Annotated in this window: 23 protein-coding genes; 5 read left to right on the top strand and 18 right to left on the bottom strand. The window is 67.9% G+C overall.

The window, feature by feature from the left end:
- Nucleotides 1–110: 110 nt before the first annotated feature.
- From IFT63_RS02905 to pdeM, 4 genes are read left to right on the top strand one after another with little or no spacing between them, the layout of a single operon-like run.
- Nucleotides 111–1,109, top strand: a complete 999-nt coding sequence (locus IFT63_RS02905) for a ligase-associated DNA damage response exonuclease (RefSeq protein ID WP_192083196.1) — start codon at nt 111–113, stop codon at nt 1,107–1,109.
- Nucleotides 1,106–2,710 carry an ATP-dependent DNA ligase gene (locus IFT63_RS02900; RefSeq protein WP_192083195.1) on the top strand — a complete coding sequence of 535 codons (1,605 nt, stop codon included), beginning with the start codon at nt 1,106–1,108 and terminating at the stop codon, nt 2,708–2,710. The genes IFT63_RS02905 and IFT63_RS02900 overlap by 4 nt, the downstream gene beginning before the upstream one ends.
- Nucleotides 2,707–5,163, top strand: a complete 2,457-nt coding sequence (locus IFT63_RS02895; protein ID WP_192083194.1) for a ligase-associated DNA damage response DEXH box helicase — start codon at nt 2,707–2,709, stop codon at nt 5,161–5,163. Before IFT63_RS02900 ends, IFT63_RS02895 begins: the two co-directional genes overlap by 4 nt.
- On the top strand, nt 5,153–5,797 hold the full coding sequence (gene pdeM, locus IFT63_RS02890; protein ID WP_192083193.1) for a ligase-associated DNA damage response endonuclease PdeM: 645 nt from the start codon (nt 5,153–5,155) through the stop codon (nt 5,795–5,797). The genes IFT63_RS02895 and pdeM overlap by 11 nt, the downstream gene beginning before the upstream one ends.
- A 482-nt stretch (nt 5,798–6,279) precedes the next feature.
- On the opposite strand, the gene IFT63_RS02885 is transcribed toward pdeM, so the two are convergent.
- The 9 genes from IFT63_RS02885 to rlmD all read right to left on the bottom strand — a co-directional run bounded on the left by IFT63_RS02885 (nt 6,280) and on the right by rlmD (nt 13,447).
- Entirely contained in the window at nt 6,280–6,546 is a 267-nt protein-coding gene (locus tag IFT63_RS02885) for a hypothetical protein (RefSeq protein WP_042614974.1), read from the bottom strand.
- A gap of 171 nt (nt 6,547–6,717) precedes the next feature.
- The gene (locus IFT63_RS02880; RefSeq protein ID WP_192083192.1) at nt 6,718–7,980 is read right to left on the bottom strand and encodes an NAD(P)/FAD-dependent oxidoreductase; all 1,263 of its coding nucleotides are present in this window, start codon (nt 7,978–7,980) and stop codon (nt 6,718–6,720) included.
- A gap of 81 nt (nt 7,981–8,061) precedes the next feature.
- A complete protein-coding gene (locus IFT63_RS02875; protein ID WP_042614976.1) occupies nt 8,062–8,265 on the bottom strand; it encodes a cold-shock protein in 204 nt (67 codons plus the stop codon).
- 89 nt (nt 8,266–8,354) lie between these two features.
- Complete coding sequence (locus IFT63_RS02870; RefSeq protein WP_042614977.1) at nt 8,355–9,101, bottom strand: S-methyl-5'-thioinosine phosphorylase; 747 nt, start codon at nt 9,099–9,101, stop codon at nt 8,355–8,357.
- Nucleotides 9,101–9,658: a hypoxanthine-guanine phosphoribosyltransferase gene (locus IFT63_RS02865; protein ID WP_101099608.1), complete on the bottom strand. Its 558-nt coding sequence runs from the start codon at nt 9,656–9,658 to the stop codon at nt 9,101–9,103. Before IFT63_RS02865 ends, IFT63_RS02870 begins: the two co-directional genes overlap by 1 nt.
- Nucleotides 9,658–10,665 (bottom strand): beta-N-acetylhexosaminidase, encoded by a 1,008-nt coding sequence (gene nagZ / locus IFT63_RS02860; protein WP_042614979.1) that lies wholly within the window; start codon nt 10,663–10,665, stop codon nt 9,658–9,660. The genes IFT63_RS02865 and nagZ overlap by 1 nt, the downstream gene beginning before the upstream one ends.
- 67 nt (nt 10,666–10,732) lie before the next feature.
- A complete protein-coding gene (locus IFT63_RS02855) occupies nt 10,733–11,434 on the bottom strand; it encodes a DsbA family oxidoreductase (RefSeq protein WP_192083191.1) in 702 nt (233 codons plus the stop codon).
- An 87-nt stretch (nt 11,435–11,521) separates the two neighbouring features.
- Complete coding sequence (locus IFT63_RS02850) at nt 11,522–12,037, bottom strand: CYTH domain-containing protein (protein ID WP_192083190.1); 516 nt, start codon at nt 12,035–12,037, stop codon at nt 11,522–11,524.
- Nucleotides 12,038–12,112: 75 nt separating this feature from the next.
- Nucleotides 12,113–13,447 (bottom strand): 23S rRNA (uracil(1939)-C(5))-methyltransferase RlmD, encoded by a 1,335-nt coding sequence (gene rlmD, locus IFT63_RS02845; RefSeq protein ID WP_042614982.1) that lies wholly within the window; start codon nt 13,445–13,447, stop codon nt 12,113–12,115.
- A 126-nt stretch (nt 13,448–13,573) separates the two neighbouring features.
- Here rlmD and IFT63_RS02840 point away from each other — a divergent pair, with 126 nt between their 5' ends.
- Nucleotides 13,574–14,308 carry a response regulator gene (locus IFT63_RS02840; RefSeq protein WP_192083189.1) on the top strand — a complete coding sequence of 245 codons (735 nt, stop codon included), beginning with the start codon at nt 13,574–13,576 and terminating at the stop codon, nt 14,306–14,308.
- A 9-nt stretch (nt 14,309–14,317) separates the two neighbouring features.
- On the opposite strand, the gene recO is transcribed toward IFT63_RS02840, so the two are convergent.
- The 9 genes from recO to rpoE all read right to left on the bottom strand — a co-directional run bounded on the left by recO (nt 14,318) and on the right by rpoE (nt 23,006).
- Nucleotides 14,318–15,040 (bottom strand): DNA repair protein RecO, encoded by a 723-nt coding sequence (gene recO, locus IFT63_RS02835; protein ID WP_192083188.1) that lies wholly within the window; start codon nt 15,038–15,040, stop codon nt 14,318–14,320.
- 24 nt (nt 15,041–15,064) lie between these two features.
- The gene (gene era, locus IFT63_RS02830; RefSeq protein WP_057507294.1) at nt 15,065–15,961 is read right to left on the bottom strand and encodes a GTPase Era; all 897 of its coding nucleotides are present in this window, start codon (nt 15,959–15,961) and stop codon (nt 15,065–15,067) included.
- Entirely contained in the window at nt 15,958–16,641 is a 684-nt protein-coding gene (rnc, locus tag IFT63_RS02825) for a ribonuclease III (RefSeq protein ID WP_042615282.1), read from the bottom strand. Before rnc ends, era begins: the two co-directional genes overlap by 4 nt.
- A complete protein-coding gene (locus IFT63_RS02820) occupies nt 16,631–17,014 on the bottom strand; it encodes a DUF4845 domain-containing protein (RefSeq protein WP_042615281.1) in 384 nt (127 codons plus the stop codon). The genes rnc and IFT63_RS02820 overlap by 11 nt, the downstream gene beginning before the upstream one ends.
- A gap of 30 nt (nt 17,015–17,044) precedes the next feature.
- Nucleotides 17,045–17,839: a signal peptidase I gene (gene lepB / locus IFT63_RS02815; RefSeq protein ID WP_042615280.1), complete on the bottom strand. Its 795-nt coding sequence runs from the start codon at nt 17,837–17,839 to the stop codon at nt 17,045–17,047.
- 58 nt (nt 17,840–17,897) lie between these two features.
- The gene (gene lepA, locus IFT63_RS02810) at nt 17,898–19,691 is read right to left on the bottom strand and encodes a translation elongation factor 4 (protein ID WP_042615285.1); all 1,794 of its coding nucleotides are present in this window, start codon (nt 19,689–19,691) and stop codon (nt 17,898–17,900) included.
- A 203-nt stretch (nt 19,692–19,894) separates the two neighbouring features.
- Nucleotides 19,895–21,454 (bottom strand): DegQ family serine endoprotease, encoded by a 1,560-nt coding sequence (locus tag IFT63_RS02805; protein WP_192083187.1) that lies wholly within the window; start codon nt 21,452–21,454, stop codon nt 19,895–19,897.
- 86 nt (nt 21,455–21,540) lie between these two features.
- Nucleotides 21,541–22,389 carry a sigma-E factor negative regulatory protein gene (locus IFT63_RS02800; RefSeq protein WP_192083186.1) on the bottom strand — a complete coding sequence of 283 codons (849 nt, stop codon included), beginning with the start codon at nt 22,387–22,389 and terminating at the stop codon, nt 21,541–21,543.
- A complete protein-coding gene (gene rpoE, locus IFT63_RS02795; protein ID WP_042615277.1) occupies nt 22,386–23,006 on the bottom strand; it encodes an RNA polymerase sigma factor RpoE in 621 nt (206 codons plus the stop codon). Before rpoE ends, IFT63_RS02800 begins: the two co-directional genes overlap by 4 nt.
- Between the last annotated feature and the right edge of the window lie 192 nt (nt 23,007–23,198).

Below are 23,198 nucleotides of genomic sequence, written 5' to 3'. Positions count from 1 at the left end.
GGTGGAACGCCTCCCTGGCCGCATGGCCCTTGATTCTGCCCCAGCGCGGGAGTGCTTGCTGTTCAGGCGGATTCTCACCTCCTGCACGAGCGCCCCGGCACAGTGACGGCATGAGCAGACGCGACGATCTGGTGGTGCTGCGTCCGGAAGGACTGTACTGCCCCGCTGGCGATTTCCACATCGATCCATGGCGCCCGGTAGCGCGCGCGGTGATCACCCACGGCCATGGCGACCATGCCCGCGGCGGCATGCAGGAATACCACTGCATCACCTCCAGCGAAGCCATCCTGCGCTGGCGGCTGGGCGATGTGCGCATCCACACCCACCGCTGGGGCGTGCCGTTCCGGATGGGCGGCGTCGAGGTCTCCCTGCACCCGGCCGGCCACGTGCTGGGCTCTGCACAGGTGCGCATCGACGACGGCGAGCAGGTCTGGGTGGCGTCCGGTGACTACAAGCGCCAGCCCGATCCCACCTGCGATCCGTTCGAGGTGGTGCCCTGCGATACGTTCATCACTGAAGCCACGTTCGCCTCGCCGATCTACCGCTGGCCGGATACCTCCGAGGTGGCCGCCGACATCGTCGCCTGGCGCCGCGAATGTGGCGAACGGGGCGAAGCGGCGATCCTGCTCTGCTACGCCTTGGGCAAGGCGCAGCGGGTGCTGGCCGAACTGCTGCCGCTGGACGACCAGCCGGCGTGGTTGCACGGTGCGATCGACAACGGCGTGCAGGTTTACCGCCAGGCCGGCGTGCCGATGCTGGCCACCGAGGCGGTCGCCGAACAGGGCCGCCAGCCCGATTCGGCCGGCCGCCTGGTGCTGGCCCCGCCTTCGGCTGCGGGAACGCCGTGGGTGCGCCGCTTCGGCCGCCACCAGCTCGGGTTTGCCTCCGGCTGGATGCACCTGCGCGGCAACCGCCGCCGCCGCAACGTCGACCGCGGCTTCGTGGTGTCCGACCATGCCGACTGGCCGGCGCTGCTGCAGACCATCGCGCAGACCGGCGCCACGCGGATCATCGCCACCCATGGCAACACCGATGCATTGATCCGTTACCTGCGCGAAAACGGCACCGCCGCCGAAGCCTTCCGCACCGACTACGGGAGCGAAGAATGAAGGCCTTCGCCGACCTGTACCAGCGCTTGGACCGCAGTACCGCCACCGGCGACAAACGCGCCGCGCTGGTCGACTACTTCCGCCATGCACCCGCGCACGACGCCGCATGGGCGTTGTACCTGCTGAGCGGCGGCAAGGTCGGCGGCGCCCGTCGCAAGATCGCCGCCAGTGGTGAACTGCGCGCCTGGCTGGTGGATGAATCCGGCCTGCCGGCATGGCTGGTCGAAGACAGCTACGAGCAGGTCGGCGACCTGGCCGAAACGCTGACCCTGTTGGTGGATGAGCCGCGCCAGCCAGCGCCGGATCGCCCGTTGGTGGACTGGATCGAAACCCATCTGCTGGCCGTGGCCAACCAGGACGAATCCATCCGCCGCGCCGCCGTGGAAACCGGCTGGCGCACGCTGCCTGCGCCGCAGCGGCTGGTGTTCAACAAGCTGCTGACCGGCGCGTTGCGCGTCGGCGTATCGCAGCGCCTGGTGCAACAAGCGCTGGCCGAACTGTCCGGGCTGGACATCGCCCGCATCGCCCAGCGCATGCTCGGCGAGTGGGTGCCCTCGCCGACGCTGCTGGCGACGCTGTTGACGCACGAAGAGCTGCCGCTTGACCGGCAGCAGCCCTATCCGTTCTTCCTCGCCTCGCCTATGGAGGCGGCGGTGGAGACGCTGGGGCCGGTCAGCGACTGGCTGCTGGAATGGAAGTGGGATGGCATCCGCCTGCAGCTGCTGCGCCGGCAAGGCGAGGTCGCGCTGTGGTCGCGTGGCGAAGAGCAGCTGGATGGGCGCTTCCCGGAAATCGAACAGGCCGCAGCCGCCCTCCCCGATGGCTGCGTGATCGACGGTGAGCTGCTGGCCTGGGACGCGCAAGAGGACCTGCCGCGCGCCTTCACTGCCCTGCAGACGCGCATCCAGCGACGCAAGCCGGGGCCGGCGACGCTGCGCAGCACGCCGGTCCGTGTGCTCGCCTACGATCTGCTGGAAGAAGGCGGCGAAGACCTGCGCAACGTGCCGTTGCAGCAGCGCCGGCAACGCCTGGCGGCGCTGCTTGGCGCGCTGGATGATCCCCGCCTGCAGCTGTCCCCGCAGGTCCATGCCGAGGACTGGCAGCACGCGGCCACCCTGCGTGAAGAAGCCCGCGTGCGCGGCGTGGAAGGCCTGATGCTCAAGCGTGCCGATTCGATCTACCAGGCCGGTCGCCGCCGTGGTGACTGGTGGAAGTGGAAGGTGGATCCGCTGACCATCGATGCGGTGCTGCTGTACGCGCAGGCGGGCCATGGGCGGCGCAGCACGCTGTACACCGACTACACCTTCGGGGTCTGGAAGGGTGACGAACTGGTGCCGGTGGCCAAGGCCTACTCCGGCCTGGACGACAAGGAAATCCTCGCGCTGGATCGCTGGATCCGCGCCAACACGCGCGAACGCTTCGGCCCGGTGCGCAGCGTGCGTGCCGAACAGGTGTTCGAGCTGGGCTTCGAAGCGGTCAATGTCAGCAAGCGGCACAAGTCCGGCATCGCCGTGCGCTTCCCGCGCATCCTGCGCTGGCGCCAGGACAAGCCCGCCGCCGAAGCCGACAATCTCCAGCAGCTGCAGGCCCTTGCGCGATGACCGCAGCGGAGGCGCTCAAGCGCCTGCAGGGGTTCTTCGCCGAGCGCGGCTGGCGGCCGCTGCCGTTCCAGCGCACGATGTGGCGGCACTACCTGGCCGGTCAGTCCGGCCTGCTGCACACCCCCACCGGCAGCGGCAAGACCCTGGCGATGTTCGGCGGCCCGTTGCTGCAGGCGCTGATCGATCCCCTGCCCGCGCCGGCCCGTCGCAGCGCGGTACGGCCGTTGCAGGTGCTGTGGGTGACACCCCTGCGCGCGCTGGCCACCGACACCGCGCGCGCACTGCAGGCGCCGCTGAAGGCCATCGGGCTGGACTGGCAGGTGGGCCTGCGCAGCGGCGATGCCAGCAGCCGCGACAAACGCCTCGCCCGCGAGGGCCGGCTGGACGTGCTGGTCACCACGCCGGAATCGCTGGCGTTGTTGCTGAGCTACCCCGATACGCTGGCGCGCATGCGCGAGCTGCGCTGCGTGGTGGTGGACGAATGGCATGAGCTGCTGGGCAGCAAGCGCGGCGTACTGCTGCAGCTCAATCTGGCCCTGCTGCGCGACAGTGCCCCCTCGATGCAGCTGTGGGGCCTGTCGGCCACGCTGGGCAACCTGCAGCAGGCACGCGCGGTGCTGCTGCCCGGCCGCTCCGATGCAGTGACCGTGGAAGGCGCCCGTCCGCGCCCGGTACGCGTGCGCAGCCTGCTGCCCGAGCCGGGCGAGCGCTTCCCGTGGGCTGGCCACCTGGGGCTGGGGCAACTACCGCGCGTACTGCAGGCGCTGATGGGCGCACGCAGCAGCCTGCTGTTCACCAACACCCGCGCGCAGGCCGAACTCTGGCACCAGGCGCTGTCGGCGGTGTGGCCCGAAGACAGCGCCACGCTGGCGCTGCACCATGGCTCGCTGGATCCCGCACTACGCCAGCAGGTGGAAGATGGGCTGCGCGCTGGCAGCCTGCGCTGCGTGGTCGCCACCTCCAGCCTGGACCTGGGCGTGGATTTCCCGGAAGTGGAACAGGTACTGCAGCTGGGCAGCCCGAAGGGCGTAGCCCGGCTGCGCCAGCGCGCCGGACGTGCGCGGCATCGCCCCGGCGCCAGCGGCGAGATCCTCTGCGTGCCCAGCCATGCGCTGGAACTGGCCGAGTACGCTGCCGCGCGCCGCGCCCTCGACGCGGGCGTGGTCGAAGCGCGACGTCCGCTTCGGCTGTCGCTGGACGTGCTGGCCCAGCACTGCATCAGCCGCGCCCTGGCCGGTGGCTTCGACGCCGATTCGCTGCTTGCCCAGGTCCGCCGCACGCACGCCTTTGCAGACATCACCGATGCGCAATGGCAGGACGTGCTGCTGTTCATCGTGCAGGGCGGGCGGGCGCTGGCGCAGTACCCGGATTTCCACAAGGCGGTGCAGGACGAGGATGGCATCTACCGCATGCACGGCCGCCGCCAGGCACTGCGCCATCGCCTTTCCATCGGCACCATCAGCAGCGACGGCAGCGTGCGCGTGCAGTTCCTGCGTGGCGGCAGCCTGGGCGCGGTGGAAGAGCAGTTCGCCGGCCGCCTGCGCCGTGGTGATCGCTTCCAGTTCGCCGGCCGCCTGCTCGAACTGGTACAGCTGAAGGACATGACCGCCTACGTGCGCGTGGCGCGCGGTGGAGAAGGCGTGGTGCCGCGCTGGCAGGGCGGCCAACTGGCGTTGTCGCCTTCGCTGGGGCACGAACTGGAAGCGGTGCTGGGCGGCACCGACGACAGCCCGGAATCGCGCTGGCTGGCACCCCTGCTGGCCCTGCAGGAAACACTGTCGGCGCGGCCTTCGCCGGATCACCTGCTGGTGGAAGACGTGCGCCGGCGCGAAGGCCAGTTCCTGTTCGTGTACCCGTTCGCCGGACGCCATGTGCATGAAGCGCTTGCTGCGCTGCTGGCCCTGCGTTGCACGCGGCTGCAGCGCAACAGCATCGGCTATGCGGTGAACGACCACGGGCTCGTGCTGGCGCCGGCACTGCCCATCGACCTGGATGCTGCGCAATGGAACGCACTGCTGGACCCTGGCGCGCTGCTTGATGACCTGCGCGCGGCGGTCAACCTGGGGGAGCTGGCACGCCGCCAGTTCCGCGGCATCGCGCGGGTGTCCGGCCTGCTGGTGCCCAGCCTGCCGGGCGGCATGCCGCGTTCCCTGCGCCAGCTGCAGGCCTCCGCCGGACTGCTGTACGACGTGCTGCGCGAACACGATCCGGACCACATGCTGCTGCAGCTGGCCGAACGCGAAGTCCTGCATGACAGCCTGGACGTGGACGGACTGCGCGACGCGCTGCAGCGGATGCAGGGCCGCTCACTGTCGCTGCAGGCGCCGCGCTCGCTGACGCCGCTGGGCTTCCCGCTGTGGGCCGAACGCCTGCGCGGCCAGTTGAGCAACGAAGACTGGCGCACGCGCGTACAGCGTGCCGCGCAACAACTGGAAAAGCGCAATGTCCGATGATCTGGTCCTGCAACTGGCCGGCGAAGAAGTGATCCTGCTCGGCGAGCGCGCTCTGCGGATACCGCGACTGCACGCGCTGCTGATCGCCGATCTGCACCTGGGCAAGGCGGACATCTTCCGCCGCGCCGGCATCGCGTTGCCGGTGGGTGGCACCGCCGCCGACCTGCAGCGGCTGCAGCAGCTCGTCGAACGTACCGCCTGCGAGCAGCTGTGGATCCTGGGCGATGTGCTGCACGGCCCGCTGCACCGCGCGCCGTGGTACAGCCACTGGCTGGCCTGGCGCGAGCAGCGGCCCCGGCTTGCGGTCCACGTGGTGCGTGGCAACCACGACCGCGCGCTGTCCGAAGCCGCTCTGCAGGTGCAGGTGCACGAGGAGCAGGCTGCACTGGGTCCCTTCCTGCTGCGCCACGAACCGGAGCCGGATGCGCAGGCCCACGTGATTGGGGGACACCTGCATCCGCTGGCGGCGCTGCCGGGATTGCCGCGTCGGTTGCCGGCCTTCTGGCTGCGGGATCGGGTGACGGTACTGCCGGCGTTCTCGCAGTTCACGGCGGGGGTGGTGCCGGTGTTGGCGGCTGGTGAGCGGCTGGTCGCGTGCGTGGACTCGGCGGCGGTGCTGTTGCCTTCGCGGTAGGTGGGTCGAACGGGTGAGACCCCCTCGCGGGTGGCTTTGCTGTTGGCCACGTGTTTGGGGCCGGGCGGGGAGGCTGTGCGGGGCACGCGCAAGTACGTCCATGTAGCTCTTCGCGGCTCCTGCCGCTCAAGGCCCCGCACAGCCTCCCCGCCCGGCCCCCTGACAGGTTCCGTGGCCGCCACCCGCGCAAGGAAAAAGAATAAAAAAACGGGGTCAGAGTCCTTTCGCTACGCGAAAGGACTCTGACCCCATCTTTCTCCCCCCCTTCAACCCCTGCTCTGTCCATGGCCACCATGGACCTGTCGAAGGCGGGGCGGGGTGGGTTGGCGGGGGCGTTGAGCGCCATGGATGGCGCGAAACGAGGCCCGCAGGAGCGGCTCTTGCCGCCCCCCGCCAATCCACCCCGCCCCACCAACAAGCAGCCCTGCAGCTGTTGCTCTGGCTCTGGCTCTGGCTTCAAGCCCGCGCGCAGCGCAGAACACTCACGCGACCGCCAGCATCTCCGGCATCAGTCGAAAATCCGGCCCGCGGCTTTCCACCCGCCGCGGCAACGCCCGGATCGTGGCCAGCATCTCCTGGGCGCACGTGCGGATGTACCCGTGCTGCTCCGGGGAGGAATGACTGATCAGGCTGCCGACATGGAATTCGAAGACATCTTCCAGCACGTCCGGCTGGTCTTCGTGCAGCATCTGCAGCAACCCGCGCAGTTTGCAGATTTCCGATTCCAGCGCTTCAGCCGAGAACAACATGGGGTACTCCTTGCATGCGGCTCGCCCGAGCCAGAGGGGGCAGCAGTACGGGCCGCCCGCCGGGGCGCGATACAGGATCACGGAACAGTGCGGGGGCACGCGGTGCGTGCGTTCCCCCCTGTTGTGCCACGAACGGGGTGAGCCGACCGTCAACTCCGGTCATGGCGGCGTTCACGCCACAGAAAATGCAGCCTCCGCTGCAGGCTCGCGCGGCGCGCCCAGTGCATCGATGAATGCAGGATCCAGCGGCAGTTTTCCCAGCCAGCCGCGCTGAGTGCCACTGAGCACGCGCAGCATGTGGCCGCGCCCCCCCGGCAGGCGCCCCATCGGCCCCAGCAGCACGTCCCGGGCCTTCGACCACGCATCGCGGTCGGACTGGAACAACGGGGTCAGCCAGCGGCTCCAGTAGTGGTACACGGCCACGTGGGCGCGTCGCTGCGCCTGGTAGGCCTGCAGGGCGGCTTCGCCCTTGCCGTGGACGCGCAGCGCGTCACGCAGGGCCAGCGCGTCCAGCAGCGCCATGTTCACCCCCTGCCCCAGCTGCGGGCTCATGGAATGCGCGGCATCGCCGGCCAGCACCAGCCGGCCGTTGTGCCAGCGCCGCATCACCGCATCGCGGTAGGAGGCGCGCGCCAGCTGCCCGGCCTGCTGCAGGTGGGCGAAGCGCGGGCCGGCCTCCGGCCACAGCGCATGCAGCTCATCCAGCCACGGCTGCAGGCCATCGGCCTCCCAGCGCGTGAAGTCTTCGCGCGGCAGGCTCCAGAAGAAGCTCAGGCGCGGCGTGGCATCCCCGGGGCGCGTCCCCACCGGCAGCAGGCCGATCATCTTGCGCGCCGCCACGTAGCGTTGGCGCAGTTCGTTCACGTGTGGCCAATCCTCCGCCGGCAACAGGCACCACAGCGCGCCCCACGGGTAGACCCGGTCCAGCGAAGTCGCCCCGACCTGCGCGCGCAGGGCCGATGCCGAGCCGTCGGCGGCAATCACCAGATCGTAGGGACCATGCTGGCGTCCTTCGCCATCGCGCAGCAGCCCACGCTCATGGTCGACCGATGCGATGGTGACACCTGCGTGCAGCTGCCCGAGGCCCTCACACGCCTGGTCCAGCAGCTGGAAGAGCGCGCCACGCTGCATGCCCAATCCGTGCAGGCGCGCATCCAGTCCGTCGTAGCCCATGTCCATCACCGCCCGTCCGCAGGGCGTATCGCCATGCAGGCGGTGCACCGGGGCGGCGTGCGCGCGCACCGCATCCAGCAGGCCCATCTGCCACAGCACCTGCAGGCCGCTGGGCTGCAGCAGGAAGCCGGCGCCGACCGGCCCAGGGTGGGGCGCGCGCTCGAAGATGTCGACGTGGTGGTCGTCGCGGGACAACAGAATGGCCAATGCCTGGCCAGCGGTGCCGTAGCCGATGACGGCGATGCGCATGCGGGGATCCATGCTGCGATTGTGCCTGATCCGCGCGGCAGGCAAAAAAAAAACCCCGCCGAGGCGGGGTTCTCCAACACGCGACTGGATGGATCAGGCGGGCTGGATGTTGGATGCCTGGTCGCCCTTCGGGCCCTGGGTCTTTTCGAAGGTGACTTTCTGGCCTTCCTGCAGGGACTTGAAGCCGTTGCCCTGGATGGCGGAGAAGTGCGCGAACAGATCAGCGCCGCCGTCGTCCGGAGTAATAAAGCCAAATCCCTTGGCGTCGTTGAACCACTTCACGGTACCTGTTGCCATGTTGATGCGAGACCTTTGCAATGAATGGGTGGTGTGCGCAAAAACCCTGCGCACGGGGCGAGTATGCAAACCTTGCCCGAGGATGACAATCACCCCCGTGCCAATTCCCCGATCAGCTCGGGCAATCCGTTGGACGCGGCCTGGACGTTGGACAGCACTTCGGCCATCGTGATTTCCTCCCCATCGCCACACCCGGCGGCCCAGTTGGCCACGATCGCAAGGCAGGCGTAGTCGAGCCCGAGCTCGCGTGCCAAGGCCGCTTCGGGCATCCCGGTCATGCCGACCAGATCGCAGCCGTCACGGCGCAGACGCGCGATTTCCGCAATGGTTTCAAGGCGGGGGCCCTGCGTTGCAGCATAACAACCGCCGTCGTGCACCGTGACGCCGGTCACCTTTGCAGCGGCGAGAATTTTGCTTCGCAGCATAGGCGTGTACGGGTGACCGAAGTCCACGTGCAGGACCTCGCTGCCCGCCTCTTCACATACGGTGGAGATCCGGCCCCAGGTGTAGTCGATTATCTGGTCCGGGCAGGCGAGCACGCGCGGCCCGAAGGCATCGCCGATGCCGCCGACCGTATTCAGGGCCAGCACGCGCGGCGCGCCGATCTGCTGCAGTGCGGCAAGATTGGCGCGGTAGTTGATCTTGTGCGGCGGCAGCGAATGGCCCTCGCCGTGGCGGGCCAGGAAAGCGACGCGGTGGCCCAGCAGGCTGCCGACCCGGATCGGACCGGACGGCGTACCGAAGCGGGTTTCGACCTCGTGGGTCTGCACGTCATCCAGCGTGGCGAGGTTGTACACGCCGGTGCCGCCGATGACCGCCAGGGCGATGGGCTGCATCAGCCTTCCTTCATCGCGTAGATCGCCGGCACGCAGCGCAGGGTCTCGTTGACGTCCATCCCGAAGCCGAACACATAGCGGTCCGGCAGCTCCACGCCGGAATAATCGGCCTGCACGTCAGGCAGCGCGCGGTCGTGCTTCTTCACCGTCAGCGCAGCGATGCGCACGTCGGTGGCGCCCTGCTCCAGGCACCAGGTGCGTACGCCCTGCAGGGTGTAGCCCTCATCCAGGATGTCGTCCACCAGCAGCACACGACGGCCGAACAGCGCGGTGGCCGGCTTGTGCTTCCACACCAGATCACCGCCGGTGGTTTCGCCGCGGTAACGGGTGGCGTGCAGGTAATCGAACTGCACGTCCTGGCCGCGCGCGCCCAGCTCCAGCGCCAGCTGGCCGGCGAACGGCAGCGCGCCATGCATGATCGACAGGAACAGCGGCACTTCGCCCTTGTAATCGCTGGCGATGGCGTCGGCGATGCGGCCGATGGCCTGATCGATGGTGGGGCGGTCGACCAGCAGGTCAGCCTGTTCCAGGGCCTGGGAAATGGTGAGGTTGGGCATCAGACGGTTCTTCCAGAGGATTCAAGAAAACGGGTTCGGGTGTCGCCATGCCGGGCATCGGCCAGCAGGCCGTCCCAGCCAAGCGCGCCGCGGCCGATCAGGCCGAGCAGCGCGGCGGTGTTCGAGGTTCGATGCTGCATGGCCTGCAGCGCATCGTCCACCAGCTCGGGATGGCAGACCAGCACCACATCGCAGCCTGCATCCAGGTGGGCGTCGACGCGGGCCTTCACCCCGCCCGCGCTGAACGAGGCGGCCATGCCGATGTCATCGGAAAACACCACGCCACGGAAGCCAAGCTCGCCGCGCAGGATGTCCTGGACCCAGCGCCGCGAGTAGCCCGCCGGTTCCGGGGCCACCTGGGGGTAGATGACGTGGGCCATCATCACCGCGTCGGCGCCGGCGGCAATGCCGGCCACGAAGGGCACCAGGTCCCGCGCCTGCAGTTCATCCAGCCCGCGTGGATCGATCGCGGTGTCGACGTGGGTGTCTTCCAGCACGCTGCCATGGCCGGGGAAATGCTTGAGCGTGGCGGCCATGCCGGCGCTGTGCATGCCGCGCACGTAGGCGGCGGTGAAGGCGGCCACCACCTGCGGATCTTCGCTGAATGCGCGATCCCCGATGGCGCGGTTGCCATGGCCCAGGTCCACCACCGGCGCGAAGCTCAGGTCCACGCCGCTGGCGCGCACCTCGCTGGCCATCAGCCAGGCGTGCTGTTCGGCGGCGGCCAGCGCGGCCTGTGGATCCTGCGCGTAGCCCAGGCCGATCTGCTGCAGCGGGGGCAGATCGGTGAAGCCTTCGCGGAAGCGCTGCACGCGTCCGCCTTCCTGGTCCACGCAGATCAACTGCGGACGCGGTGCGGCCTCACGGATCGCGGCGGACAGCGCGGCGATCTGCTGGCGGGAGGCGAAGTTGCGCTTGAACAGCACCACGCCGGCCACGGCATCGTGCTGCAGCCACTCACGCTCCTGGGCGGTCAGTTCGGTACCGGCAACGCCGATCAGCAGCATGTTCAGGTCTCCACGGCAGGCGCCACGATGGCGCAGCGCCGCATTGTCGCAGAAGCGTGGCCCAGCGTCAGACCCTGCAGCCGTCCGGGCCACACCCGTCTTCAGCGTCCAGCGCGCCGGAAGCGGCGGCTTCGCCGCGTTCGGCGGCGATCTGGCGCAGCGCCTGGGCGATCGCTTCCGGCGATTGCGCACCCTGGATTGCCCAACGGCCGTCGATGACGAAGGTCGGCACCGAGGTGATGCCAATGGCATGGGCGTGCTGCAGGCTTTGCTGCACCTCGTCCAGCCCGAGGTCCGAGCCGAGCATCGCCTGGATGTCGTCGGCGGCCAGTCCCCCCTCGACCCCGGCCTGGAGCAGCACCTGCGGATCGGCCAGATTGTGCCCGTGTTCGAAATGCGCGCGGAACAGCGCCTCGCCCACCGCATCCTGGACCCCATGCTGCCCGGCCAGCCATAGCACGCGGTGCGCCTGCAGCGTGGTCACGCGGACCTGGCCTCGGCTGAAATCCATCGGCAGGCCTTCGGCCTGGGCAGTCGCCTGGGTCTGGCCCAGCAATTGGTTGGTGCGCTCGGCACCGCCGAACTTGCGCGCGTAGGCCTCGCGCAGCGGCACCGGCGTGGTGTCGGCATCCGGATCCAGCTGGAACGGCTGCCAGCGCACCTGCAGCGCGGGCACCTCATCGCCAAGCAGCGCGAGACCCTGCGCGAAACGGTGCTTGCCGATCCAGCACCACGGACACACCACGTCGGAATAGATATCGATCTTCATCCCCCCGACATGGGGACGGCCGCGCCCCGGAAAAGGGGCGGACGGGATCACGTGGGTTCGGGCAAGCCCTGACGCGCCGGCTACGACTTACTCCCCGCCGTCGCCTTTCTCTTCGGGAGACCAGCGGGTGTAAGGGTGGGAAGCCAGCGCTACGTTGTAGTAGCGGGCCTGGTCGGTGACTTCGCGGCCGGCCCACGCGGGCAGGCTGATCGCCTGCTCAGGGTCATCCAGCTCCACTTCGGCCACCACCAGCCCGGCGTTGTCGCCGAGGAACTCGTCCACTTCCCACAGCAGGCCGTCGTGCTGCACCAGGTGCCGGCGCTTGTCGATCAGCCCGCCCGCGCACAGCGCCAGCAGCTCACGCGCGTCCCGTAGCGGAATCGGATACTCGAACTCCTGCCGGCTGCGCCCCAGCGTGCGTGATTTGAGGTTCAGTGCGGCGCCGTCGCCTTCGATGCGCACCCGTACCGAGGCCTTCTGGTCGCCCCGGTCCAGCGCACCCATGTCGTTGATATAGCCCTGCGCCATCGGAATGACAGCATGCGCCGCCGCCCGCCAGCCATCATCGGTGACCAGGAATTTCCGTTCGATTTCAATGCCCATGTGGGGATTATGCGGGAAGAGCGTGACGACCAACGGTCGTCGCCCACCACGACCCACGGTCGTCATCCACCATGATCAGGCTTTTTCGAACACCGCGATGCTTTCCACGTGCGCGGTATGCGGGAACATGTCCATCGCCCCGGCACTGACCAGGGTGAAGCCACGCTCCTTGACCAGGTAGCCGGCATCGCGCGCCAGCGAACCCGGATGGCAACTGACGTAGACGATGCGCTTGAACTGCTCCAGCGGCAGTTGCTGCAGCACTTCGATGGCGCCCGAGCGCGGCGGATCCAGCAGCAGCTTGTCGAAGCCTTCCAGCATCCACGAGGCCTGGCGCTGGTCCTGGGTCAGGTCGGCGGCATGGAAGCTGGCATTGGCCAGCCCGTTGCGCTGCGCGTTCTCCTTCGCCCGCGCCACCAGCCCGGCATCGCCTTCCACGCCGACCACTTCGCGCACGCCGCGGGCCAGCGGAAGGGTGAAGTTGCCCAGCCCGCAGAACAGGTCCAGCACGCGCTCGTCCGGGCCGGCATCCAGCAGCGCCAGCGCATGCTCGATCATCTTCACGTTGAGGTTCGCATTGACCTGGATGAAGTCCAGCGGGCGGAACGCCAGCTCCACGTCCCACGGTGCCAGCCGGAACGACAGCGGGACCTCCTGCGGCCACAGCGGGTGGACCGAATCCACGCCGTCGGGCTGCAGGAAAATGGCGAATCCGTGTTCCTGCCCGAACGCGATCCAGGCCGCGCGATCGGACGCGCTGAGCGGCTGCATGTGGCGGATGGTCAGCGCGATCGCGTCGTCGCCAGCGATGAACTCGATCTGCGGGATGTCGCGACGGCCATCCAGCGACTCAACGAATGCGGACAGCACCGACACCTTGGTGCCGATCTCCGGGATCACCGTCAGGCACTGGGACAGGTCCGCCACGAAGCGCGGATCCAGCTCGCGGAAGCCGACCAGGGTCTTGTCCTTCTTCTCGACCCGACGCACAGAGAAGCGACCCTTGCGGCGATAGCCCCAGCTGTCGCCCACCAGCGGCGGCAGCACCTGCTGCGGCTGCACGTGGCCGATGCGCTGCAGGTTGTCCATCAGCACCCGCTGCTTGGCCACGATCTGCTCGCTTTCTTCCAGGTGCTGCAGCACGCAGCCGGCACAGACGCCGAAATGCGGACACTTCGGCTGCACGCGCAGCGGCGAGGCTTCCACCACTTCGACGGTGCGCGCCTGGTCGAAATGCTTGCTGCGCGCGGTCTGTTCGGCCATCACCACTTCACCCGGCAGCGCGCCGGTGATGAAGGTGACCTTGCCACCTTCGCCATCACGGCGGGCAACGCCGCGGCCGTCGTGGCTCAGGTCGAGGATGTCGGTTCTGAAGAGGGTGCGGTCGATGCGGGAACGTTGACGGGCCACGTGGCGAAGGGCTGCGTGTGAAAAAGGGCGCGTATTGTCTCAGATGAGGGGGAAAGTCGCCTCTCTACCCTTGCAAGGCGGCGCGCGGTGGTTAATATGCAGCGTAGCTGACATGGAGGCAGCCTTATGCAGACGAATACGCCGCGCCCCGCGCGCCCCCGTTTCCTGCTGGTCGAGGACGACATCATCACGTGTGGTTTCCTCAAGGCCGCGCTGGAAACCCTGCCAGCGGACGTGGATACCGCCGACTCGCTCAACGCCGCGCTCGCCCGGGCCCATGTGCGGCAGTACGACCTGTGGCTGATCGATGCGAACCTGCCCGATGGCCATGGCAGCGAGCTGCTGCAGCAGTTGCGCCGGCAGTACCCGGACACGCCGGCACTGGCACATACCGCCGATCGCGACGCGTCCGCGCATGGGCGCCTGCGGGACGCCGGATTCGGCGACATCCTGGTCAAGCCGTTGGGCCGCGATGCCCTGCTCAAGGGCGTGCGTCGCAGCCTGGGCCAAGGGGCCCGTTACCGGGTGGACAGCGCGCCGATCCAGGCCATGGTGCTGAACGAGGCCCAGGATTGGGACGAGATCACCGCGCTGGCCGCCCTGAACGGGCAACGTAACCATCTGGTGGCGCTGCGCGAGCTGTTCCTGGCCGAGCTGCCGAGCGTGCGCGATGCCGTCGACCAGGCGGTGGACCGCCATGACGAGCCGGCCCTGCGTAACCAGCTGCACCGGCTGCAGGCCAGTTGTGGTTTCGTCGGTGCTGCCCGGCTGAGCCGCGCGGTGCGCACCCTGCACCAGATGCCCGCCTCGCACATGGCCCAGGCCAGCTTCCGCGATGCGGTGGCCGCCCTGCTGCATTGAAGGGGCCGCTCAGCGGCGTCGTGCCAGGTCGTCCAGCAGCTCCCAGGATTTCAGGCCACGCGATCCCAGGTGGTAGGCCAGCACCACCCGCATCGGCAGCCGCAGGCTGGCCAGGTCGTCGGTGCCGGGTTCTTCATCGCGCGCCAGCGCCAGCAGCGCAGCCCCGGTTGCTGTCCCCCTCCGCCCTTCCCCATCGCGTTCGCTGAGCAACCGCCGTGGCCCCTCCTGCGGATCCAGCAGATACCGCGCGGCCGGGTCCACCGCGCTGCCGTCGCTGGCGAAGGCCAAGTCGAAACCGACCCCCAGCGCTTCCAGCAGATCGCGTTCGAACCGGCGCAGGCTCCACGCCAGCGACAGCTCCAGGCTCAGCCGCGCGCGCACTTCGCCGTAGGCCCGGTACAGGTCCGGCAGCGGGTCGTGCCGGGGCGCCAGCCGCATCACCAGTTCATTCAGATAGAAACCGGCCAGCATGTCATTGCCGGCCAGGCGCGGTGCAGCATCCAGCGCCTCGGCACCGCGCAGCTGTGCCAGGTCGCCACGCTGCACCGCGTCGAAACGGATCCACTGCAGCGGCTGCAGCGCCGCGCGCAGCACCTGTCCTTTCGCACTGGAAACGCCGCGCGCGAGCAGGCCCAGCCGCCCGTGCGAGGCGCTGAGCACCTCCACCAGCAGGCTGGTCTCACGGTAAGCCCGCGCGTGCAGGACAAAGCCCGGTTCGGACGCGATCTCCATCAGGGCGGGTCCCGCAGGCGCTGCTTATTCGTAACCGAAGGCCTTCAGCGCGGCCTCGTCGTCGGACCAGCCCTCGCGCACGCGCACCCAGGTTTCCAGGAACACCTTGGCACCGAACAAGCGCTCCATCTGCATGCGCGACTTGGCCCCGATGTCCTTCAGGCGGGTGCCCCCCTTGCCGATTACGATGGCCTTCTGCCCTTCGCGCTCGACCCAGATCACCGCACCGATGCGCAGCAGGTTGCCGTCTTCGGTGAAGCGCTCGATCTCCACCGTGGTGGCGTACGGCAGTTCTTCGCCGAGCTGGCGCATCAGCTGCTCGCGCACCAGTTCGCCGGCCAGGAAACGCTGGCTGCGGTCGGTGATTTCGTCTTCGCCGAACATCGGCGGGGCTTCCGGCACCAGGGCCAGCACGTCACGCACCAGCGCTTCCAGACCATTGCGCTTCTGCGCGGAAATCGGATGCACCGAAGCGAACTCGCGGCCTTCGGTGATCTGCTGCAGGAACGGCAGCAACGCGGCCTTTTCCTTCATGCGGTCCACTTTGTTGACCACCAGCACCACCGGGATGCCGGAATCACGCAGCACGTTGAACGCCAGGCTGTCCTCCTCGTCCCAGCGTCCGGCTTCGATGACCAGCAGGCCGGCGTCGACGCCCTCCAGCGATCCACGCGCGGCACGGTTCATCACCCGGTTCATCGCCCGCTTCTGCACTTTATGCAGGCCGGGCGTGTCCACCAGCACCAGCTGGCCTTCCGGATAGGTGGCAATGCCCAGCAGCCGGTGGCGCGTGGTCTGCGGCCGGTTGGAGACAATGCTGACCTTGGCCCCTACCAGTGCATTGGTCAGGGTCGATTTGCCCACGTTGGGGCGGCCGATGACAGCAACGCTGCCGCAACGATGGGGGGTCTGTTCGGTCACTTTGAATCCACCAGTAGGTCAAGCGCGGCCGCAGCCGCCTGTTGTTCGGCCAGCCGCCGCGAGGAGCCTTCGCCCTCGGTACACACGGCCGGTTCTGTCAGGTTGCAGCGTACCCGGAAGGTCTTGGCATGGTCGTCACCGGATTCTGACACCAGTTCGTACGACGGCAGCGCCTTCTGTCGGCCCTGCAGCCATTCCTGCAACCGGGTCTTGGGGTCTTTTTCCGGCCGTCCGGTCGCCGGCAGGGCGTCCATGGCCGCATCGAACCAGGGCAGCACCACCGCGCGGCAGGCATCGAAGCCTGCGTCCAGGTAGATCGCTGCCACTACCGCCTCGAAGGCGTCGGCGAGGATCGAATCGCGCCGGTGGCCGCCGGTTTTCATTTCGCCGGCGCCCAGTACCAGCCGTTCGCCCAGCTTGAGTTCACGGGCGCGCTCGGCCAGCGCGCCTTCGCGCACCAGTTCGGCGCGGCCGCGGGTCAGCGCGCCCTCGTCGGCTTTCGGCCAGCGCGCATACAGCGCCTGCGCCACCAGCATGTTGACGATGCTGTCGCCGAGGAACTCCAGGCGCTCGTTGTTCGGCACGCCGGCAGACCGGTGCCGCAGGGCCTGCGTGAGCAGGTCCGCATTGGCGAAGGAGTGGCCGATCAGGTCACCACGTTGGAAGGTTTTATTCGACACCGCTACGGCTGAGATCCTGGGTTGAGTCGAACTTGCCGACCACGTCGATGTTGCCGATCAGCGGACGCCGCACTTCGTAGTTCACGCGCATGGTCCAGCCATTGTCCTTGCGGTCGAACTTCACGTTGGCAGGCTTCACGTTCTCGGAGTAGTTGATGTACAGGCGCTTGAACAGCAGCTTCTGGATATTGGCCGGCTGCATGCTGCCGATGCCGGGCTCATTGGCCAGGCTCTTCATGGCCGAACGGACGGCGTAGTTTTCCTGGTACATCGGGAACAGCTTCATCCCGACATAAAGGAAGAAGCCAACCACGATCAGGACCACCAGGAAGGAGGTCAGGGTAATGCCGCGTTGCGCCTTCATGCTGTTCATTGCGTTTCTCCCCAGATACGCGTGGATGAATCAATTGACGCCCGAGCCGATCCGCGACGGTTCGAAGCCGTCCTTGCAGAACCAGCCGGAGCAGTTGAGCCAGATCAGGAACGCCTTGCCGCGCAGGTTCTGCTCCGGCAGCAGGCCCCAGAAACGGCCGTCATCACTGTTGTCACGGTTGTCGCCCATCACCAGGTAGCGGCCCGCCGGAACGGTCCATTCCCCCTGGCCGGCAGGATACGCCGTCTCCAGCACGGTGTGGGTACGGCCCGGCAGCTTTTCGACCAGCAGGCTGGACCCTTCGCCATGGCCACGATGGCCGGCGTAGATGCCCTTGTCTTCGTATTCCACCGGCTGGCCGTTTAGGATCAGGCCGTTGCCTTCGAAGGTGACCTGGTCACCCGGTACGCCGATCACGCGCTTGATGAAATTCTCGCCCTTGTTGGGGTCCTGGTCGTCGTGGCCCGGGAAATGGAACACCACCACGTCGCCCCGTTCCGGTTCGCTGATCGGCACGAACTTGGTGTTGGTCAGCGGCAGGCGCAGGCCGTAGGCGAACTTGTTGACGAGGATGAAATCACCGATCAGCAGGTTCGGCATCATCGAACTGGACGGGATCTTGTACGGTTCGGCGATGAAGCTGCGCACCACCAGCACGATCGCCAGCACCGGGAAGAACGCGCGCGAGTAGTCCACCAGCGCCGGCTCGGTGTCCAGCAGGCCGGCGCGACGGGCGCGGCGGCGGGCGAAGTACAGCTTGTCGGCAAGCAGGATCAGGCCGGAGGCCAGGGTCAAGGCAACCAGGAGGAACTCAAACGCTTTCATTCAATGTCCTTTGCAGCGTCGCGGGGCCAACCGGCCCGGTAAGGGGCCGACTGTACCGTTACTTGTTGTCCATCTGCAGTACGGCGAGGAAGGCTTCCTGCGGAATTTCCACGCGGCCGACCTGCTTCATGCGCTTCTTGCCTTCCTTCTGCTTCTCCAGCAGCTTTTTCTTGCGCGACACGTCGCCGCCGTAGCACTTGGCAAGAACGTTCTTGCGCATGGCCTTGACGGTGGTGCGGGCAATCACCTGCGAGCCGATCGCGGCCTGGATGGCCACGTCGAACATCTGCCGGGGAATCAGCTCCTTCATCTTCTCGCACAGCTCACGGCCGCGACGATCGGAGTGCGAACGGTGGACGATAAGCGACAGGGCGTCGACCTTGTCGCCATTGATCAGCACGTCCACGCGCACGAACGGACCGGCATCGAAACGCACGAAGGCGTAATCCAGCGAGGCATAGCCGCGGCTGACCGACTTCAGCTTGTCGAAGAAGTCCAGCACCACTTCGGCCATCGGCAGCTCGTAGCTGATCTGCACCTGGCTGCCCAGGTAGTTGATGCCGAGCTGGCTGCCGCGCTTTTCTTCGCACAGCTTGATGATGTTGCCGATGTATTCCTCGGGGGTGAGGATGTTGGCGCGGATGATCGGCTCGCGGACTTCCTGCACCTGGTTCACCGGCGGCAGCTTGGCCGGGTTGTCCATGTTGACGATGCTGCCGTCGGTCTTGAGTACTTCATAGACCACGGTCGGCGCGGTGCTGATCAGGTCCAGGTTGTACTCGCGCTCCAGGCGTTCCTGCACGATTTCCATGTGCAGCATGCCAAGGAAGCCGCAGCGGAAACCGAAGCCCATCGCTTCGGAGCTTTCCGGCTCGAAGCGCAGCGCGGCATCGTTCAGGCGCAGCTTGTCGAGTGCCTCGCGCAGGTCCGGGTAGTCTTCGGCATCCACCGGGAACAGGCCGGCGAACACGCGCGGCTGCATTTCCTGGAAGCCCGGCAGCGGCTTGGGTGCCGGATCGCCGGCCATGGTCAGCGTGTCGCCGACCGGCGCGCCGTGCACGTCCTTGATGCTGGCCGTCACCCAGCCCACTTCACCTGCGCGCAGGGCCGGCAGCACCTTGCGCTTGGGGGTGAACACGCCGACGTTGTCGACCTGGTGGTTGCGGCCGGTGGACATCACCTGCAGCTTGTCGCCGGCCTTGATCTCGCCCTGCATGACGCGCACCAGCGACACCACGCCGAGGTAGTTGTCGAACCAGGAATCGATGATCAGCGCCTGCAGTTTGTCGGTATCACGCGGCACCGGCGGCGGGATGCGCTTGACGATCGCTTCCAGCACATCGCGCACGTTCAGGCCGGTCTTGGCGCTGACCGGCACGGCGTCTTCGGCATCGATGCCGATCACGGCCTCGATCTCGGCCTTGGCGCGTTCGATATCGGCGGTGGGCAGGTCGATCTTGTTGATCACCGGCACTACTTCCAGGCCCTGCTCCACCGCGGTGTAGCAGTTGGCCACCGACTGCGCTTCCACGCCCTGGGCGGCATCGACCACCAGCAGCGCGCCTTCGCAGGCGGCCAGCGAGCGGCTGACTTCATAGGAGAAGTCGACGTGGCCGGGGGTGTCGATGAAGTTCAGGTGGTAGGTCTGTCCGTCGTCCGCCAGGTACGGCAGCGACACCGACTGCGCTTTGATGGTGATGCCACGCTCGCGCTCGATCGGGTTCGAATCGAGCACCTGCGCTTCCATCTCGCGGGCCTGCAGGCCGCCACACAGCTGGATGATGCGGTCAGCCAGGGTGGACTTGCCGTGGTCGACGTGGGCAATGATGGAGAAGTTGCGGATGTTCCGCATCGAATCAGAGGACATAGAGGTGGCGGCGGCGCCGGGCGTCGTCAGGGTAAACGTTGGATTATCGCACGGGACGGCCGCCGCCGGTGGGTCCTGACGGCCGCTGGCCGTCAGCTTTCCGCCTCGGTGGGTGACGACCGTTGGTCGTCACGCTCCTGCCTGCCGCTGCGCTCGCCGGGCATGGCCCGGCGCTACCGCGCCCCCGGTCAGCTGCCGGTCTTCACGGCCACGAAGGCGCTGTTGCCGCCGCTGCGGACCAGCAGCATCACCACGTCACCCTTCTTGTAACCGGCCAGTGCCCGGTTCAGGGCCTCCACGCTGCCCACCGCCGTACGGCCGACCTGCAGGATCACCATCCCCGGCGACAGCCGCGCGTCGCGGGCGGCCTGGCCGTTGACGCGGGTCACCCGCACCCCCTCGCCTGCTTCCAGCCCCAGCTGCTTGCGCTGCGGGGCGGTCAGGTCGGCCACTTCAAGACCCAGCAGGGCGTTGGCACCGGTCTGCGGCGCCGCGTCCTCGTTGGCCGCCGCCGGACGGTTTGCCGCCGCCTGGGCGTCTTCGGCCAGTTCGGTCAGGGTGGCGCTGAGCTCGCGCTCCTTGCCATCGCGCACCAGGCCGATGCTGACCTTGCTGCCCGGCGGCAGCGCACCGATCAACGGCGGCAGATCGCTGAAGGAGTTCACCGGGCTGCCGTTAACCGAGCGGATCACGTCACCGACCTGCACCCCGGCCTTGGCCGCCGCGCTGCCGGCGACAATCTCATTCACCAGTGCGCCACGGCTGTCCTTCAGGCCCAGCGCCTGGGCGTTCAACGAATCGATCTGCTGCACCACCGCGCCGAGCTGGCCACGACTAACCCGGCCGGTCTTCTTGATCTGCTCGACCGCGCCCATCGCCAGGTCGATCGGGATCGCGAAGCTGATGCCCATGTAGCCGCCCGAAGCGGAGAAAATCTGCGAATTGATGCCGACCACTTCGCCGCGGGTGTTCAACAGCGGGCCACCCGAGTTGCCCTGGTTGATCGCCACGTCGGTCTGGATGAACGGAACATAGCGCTGGTCGGCGCCGCCGGTGCTGCGGCCCGTGGCGCTGACCACGCCGGCGGTGACCGAATGGTCCAGCCCGAACGGCGAGCCGATCGCGACCACCCACTGACCCGGCTTCAAGGTGCGTGAATCACCGACGCGCACGGTCGGCAGGCCGCTGCCTTCGATCTTCAACAGGGCTACGTCGTATTGCTGGTCGCTGCCCACCACCTTGGCGATGAACTCGCGGTTGTCACCCAGTTTCACCTTCACTTCGGACGCATCGGCCACCACGTGGTGGTTGGTCAGCACGTAGCCGTCGGCGGAAATGATGAAGCCCGAGCCCATGCCGCGGCCCTTGATGCTGGGGCCGCCATCCGGGTCGCCACCGGGGCCGCCCGGACCGGGCATGCCGAATTCCGGGCCAAAGAAGCGGCGGAAGATTTCCGGGATTTCATCCTGGCCCGGCCCCATTCCGCCACCGCGTGCCTGGCGGTTGCCGCCGCGCACGATGGTGGTTTCAATGTTGACCACGCCCGGCCCGACCTGGTCGACCAGGTTGGTGAAGTCCGGCAGGCCCGATACCAGCGGCTGGGCCGGCGCACGCGGCGCGGCGGCCGCGGACTGCGCCGTGGTGGCCTGCGGGGCCGGCGAAGGTGACTGCGCGCAGGCGGCCAGCGGCAGGGTCATCGCCAGCAGGCCCAAGGCCTGGGTACGGAACGAACGGGTAAGCGGGATCATCGGAATACAACCTCCGGCAGGTCAGCGGACAGCAGAAAGGGAAAGCGTTGCCCGCCATCGGGCGGGCAGGCGCAGGCCACGCGCGGTCAGTCGCGCGGGCCCTGGACCGGCGGCGCGTCCTGCAACCGCGGTTCAAAGGGATAGAAGGTGCCCGGCGTGTTGCCGGGGAAACTGGCATTCAGTGCAGCCCCAGCGGCCGGACCCACGCTGGAGCGCGGCCACGGCCGGGCCTGCAGCGCCCCCACATTGCCGAACGACAGCTCGTGCCGGGCGGCCGTGGACAGCGGGGTCGACAGCACCGGCTGGGTTGCGGCGAGCGCACGCTGCGGCTCGTCATCACGCTGCGCGATGCGCGCCATCTGCTGGCTGCGCGTGGCACTGGCGCGGCGGACGCTGGCGTCCTGGCGACGCGCCGCAGCGGCCACCGCGGCCGCCGGGACACTGGCCACCAGCGCTGCGCCGGACGGCGATGCAGCAGGCTCCTGCACCGGCGCGGACGCCGGCAGCGCAAGTTCGGCCTGGCTGGCGATCACCTGCACCGGCAGCTCTGCCGGCGGTGCGCCCTCATCCAGCGATTGGCGTCCCATGAAGAAGGCCACCGCGGCCACCGACGCGGCCAGCGCGGCACCGCCGCTCCAGCGACGCCAGCCGGTGCGCACTTCGCGCCGCGGCTCGGCCTGGGGAACGGGTTCCTGCGCCACCGCCGCCGAAACGCGCGCGGCGAAATCCAGCGGCGCCGGCGCCACGGCCTTGCCGCGCATCACCTCGCCCAGCAGGGCCCAGCGCTCCTGGCAGGCCTGCAGCTCGGGATCATGCTGCAGGCGGCGCAGCAGGAAGCGGGCCTCGTCTGAGGCCAGTTCGCCATCGACCAGCGCAGACAACTGCTGGCGGTTATGCAGGTCGATCTTGTCTTCGGGTTGGTCGTACTTGCTCATAGGCGGCTCTTCTCACGGGTGGCGCTGCCGGTGTCCAGCAGCGGCCGGAGTTCAGTGTCGATCGCCTCGCGGGCGCGGAAGATCCGCGAGCGCACGGTGCCGATCGGGCACCCCATCTTCTGCGCGATTTCCTCGTAACTCAGGCCTTCCACCTCGCGCAGGGAAATGGCCAGGCGCAGTTCCTCCGGCAGGGAGGCAACGGCCTTCATCACCGTGGTTTCCAGCTCCTGGCGCATCAGCTGGCGTTCCGGCGTATCGGTATCGCGCAGGCGCGTTCCCGAATCGAACTGTTCGGCATCGCCGATTTCGATGTCATCGGTCGGCGGGCGACGATTGCTTGCAGCAAGGTGGTTCTTGGCGGTATTCACGGCAATCCTGTGCAACCAGGTCGAAAATTGGGCGTCGCCGCGGAAACTGTTGATCGCGCGGTAGGCGCGGATGAACGTGTCCTGGGCAACGTCCTGGCACTCACTCCAGTCGGCGATGTAGCGCCCGACGAGCGACACGACCCGATGCTGGTGCTTGCGCACCAGGACATCGAATGCCGCGCTTTCGCCGCGCTGCACACGCCGGACCAGTTCCAGGTCCAGCTCCTGTGGTGTTTCAACCTCGGCCATTGGGGACCGAACTCCTGTCAGCCCAACCGACGTCAGGCAATGAGACTGCCAATCCCGGGAAAAGTTCAGCGCCATCTGACCGGGCACCGCACCAGCTTTTAACCAACGTTCCGTTAACGTAGCGGTCCATGCTATGAACCTCCGCCATCGCTACCCCAGCTATTGGGATTTGACGGAAGGGAAACAACCTCT

The organism is Stenotrophomonas sp. CFBP 13724 (genome assembly GCF_014841975.1).
Lineage (GTDB): Bacteria > Pseudomonadota > Gammaproteobacteria > Xanthomonadales > Xanthomonadaceae > Stenotrophomonas > Stenotrophomonas lacuserhaii.
The sequence above is the reverse complement of the archived record's forward strand: the minus strand, read 5'-3'. Positions and strand labels throughout refer to the sequence as shown.

Excerpts from the sequence above, each read along its gene's own strand:
- IFT63_RS02905 (WP_192083196.1), top strand. The coding sequence starts at position 111 with ATGAGCAGACGCGACGATCTGGTGGTGCTGCGTCCGGAAGGACTGTAC.
- IFT63_RS02900 (WP_192083195.1), top strand. The coding sequence starts at position 1,106 with ATGAAGGCCTTCGCCGACCTGTACCAGCGCTTGGACCGCAGTACCGCC.
- IFT63_RS02895 (WP_192083194.1), top strand. The coding sequence starts at position 2,707 with ATGACCGCAGCGGAGGCGCTCAAGCGCCTGCAGGGGTTCTTCGCCGAG.
- pdeM (WP_192083193.1), top strand. The coding sequence starts at position 5,153 with ATGTCCGATGATCTGGTCCTGCAACTGGCCGGCGAAGAAGTGATCCTG.
- IFT63_RS02885 (WP_042614974.1), bottom strand. The coding sequence starts at position 6,546 with ATGTTGTTCTCGGCTGAAGCGCTGGAATCGGAAATCTGCAAACTGCGC.
- IFT63_RS02880 (WP_192083192.1), bottom strand. The coding sequence starts at position 7,980 with ATGGATCCCCGCATGCGCATCGCCGTCATCGGCTACGGCACCGCTGGC.
- IFT63_RS02875 (WP_042614976.1), bottom strand. The coding sequence starts at position 8,265 with ATGGCAACAGGTACCGTGAAGTGGTTCAACGACGCCAAGGGATTTGGC.
- IFT63_RS02870 (WP_042614977.1), bottom strand. The coding sequence starts at position 9,101 with ATGCAGCCCATCGCCCTGGCGGTCATCGGCGGCACCGGCGTGTACAAC.
- IFT63_RS02865 (WP_101099608.1), bottom strand. The coding sequence starts at position 9,658 with ATGCCCAACCTCACCATTTCCCAGGCCCTGGAACAGGCTGACCTGCTG.
- nagZ (WP_042614979.1), bottom strand. The coding sequence starts at position 10,665 with ATGCTGCTGATCGGCGTTGCCGGTACCGAACTGACCGCCCAGGAGCGT.
- IFT63_RS02855 (WP_192083191.1), bottom strand. The coding sequence starts at position 11,434 with ATGAAGATCGATATCTATTCCGACGTGGTGTGTCCGTGGTGCTGGATC.
- IFT63_RS02850 (WP_192083190.1), bottom strand. The coding sequence starts at position 12,037 with ATGGGCATTGAAATCGAACGGAAATTCCTGGTCACCGATGATGGCTGG.
- IFT63_RS02840 (WP_192083189.1), top strand. The coding sequence starts at position 13,574 with ATGCAGACGAATACGCCGCGCCCCGCGCGCCCCCGTTTCCTGCTGGTC.
- recO (WP_192083188.1), bottom strand. The coding sequence starts at position 15,040 with ATGGAGATCGCGTCCGAACCGGGCTTTGTCCTGCACGCGCGGGCTTAC.
- IFT63_RS02820 (WP_042615281.1), bottom strand. The coding sequence starts at position 17,014 with ATGAACAGCATGAAGGCGCAACGCGGCATTACCCTGACCTCCTTCCTG.
- lepB (WP_042615280.1), bottom strand. The coding sequence starts at position 17,839 with ATGAAAGCGTTTGAGTTCCTCCTGGTTGCCTTGACCCTGGCCTCCGGC.
- lepA (WP_042615285.1), bottom strand. The coding sequence starts at position 19,691 with ATGCGGAACATCCGCAACTTCTCCATCATTGCCCACGTCGACCACGGC.
- IFT63_RS02805 (WP_192083187.1), bottom strand. The coding sequence starts at position 21,454 with ATGATCCCGCTTACCCGTTCGTTCCGTACCCAGGCCTTGGGCCTGCTG.
- IFT63_RS02800 (WP_192083186.1), bottom strand. The coding sequence starts at position 22,389 with ATGAGCAAGTACGACCAACCCGAAGACAAGATCGACCTGCATAACCGC.
- rpoE (WP_042615277.1), bottom strand. The coding sequence starts at position 23,006 with ATGGCCGAGGTTGAAACACCACAGGAGCTGGACCTGGAACTGGTCCGG.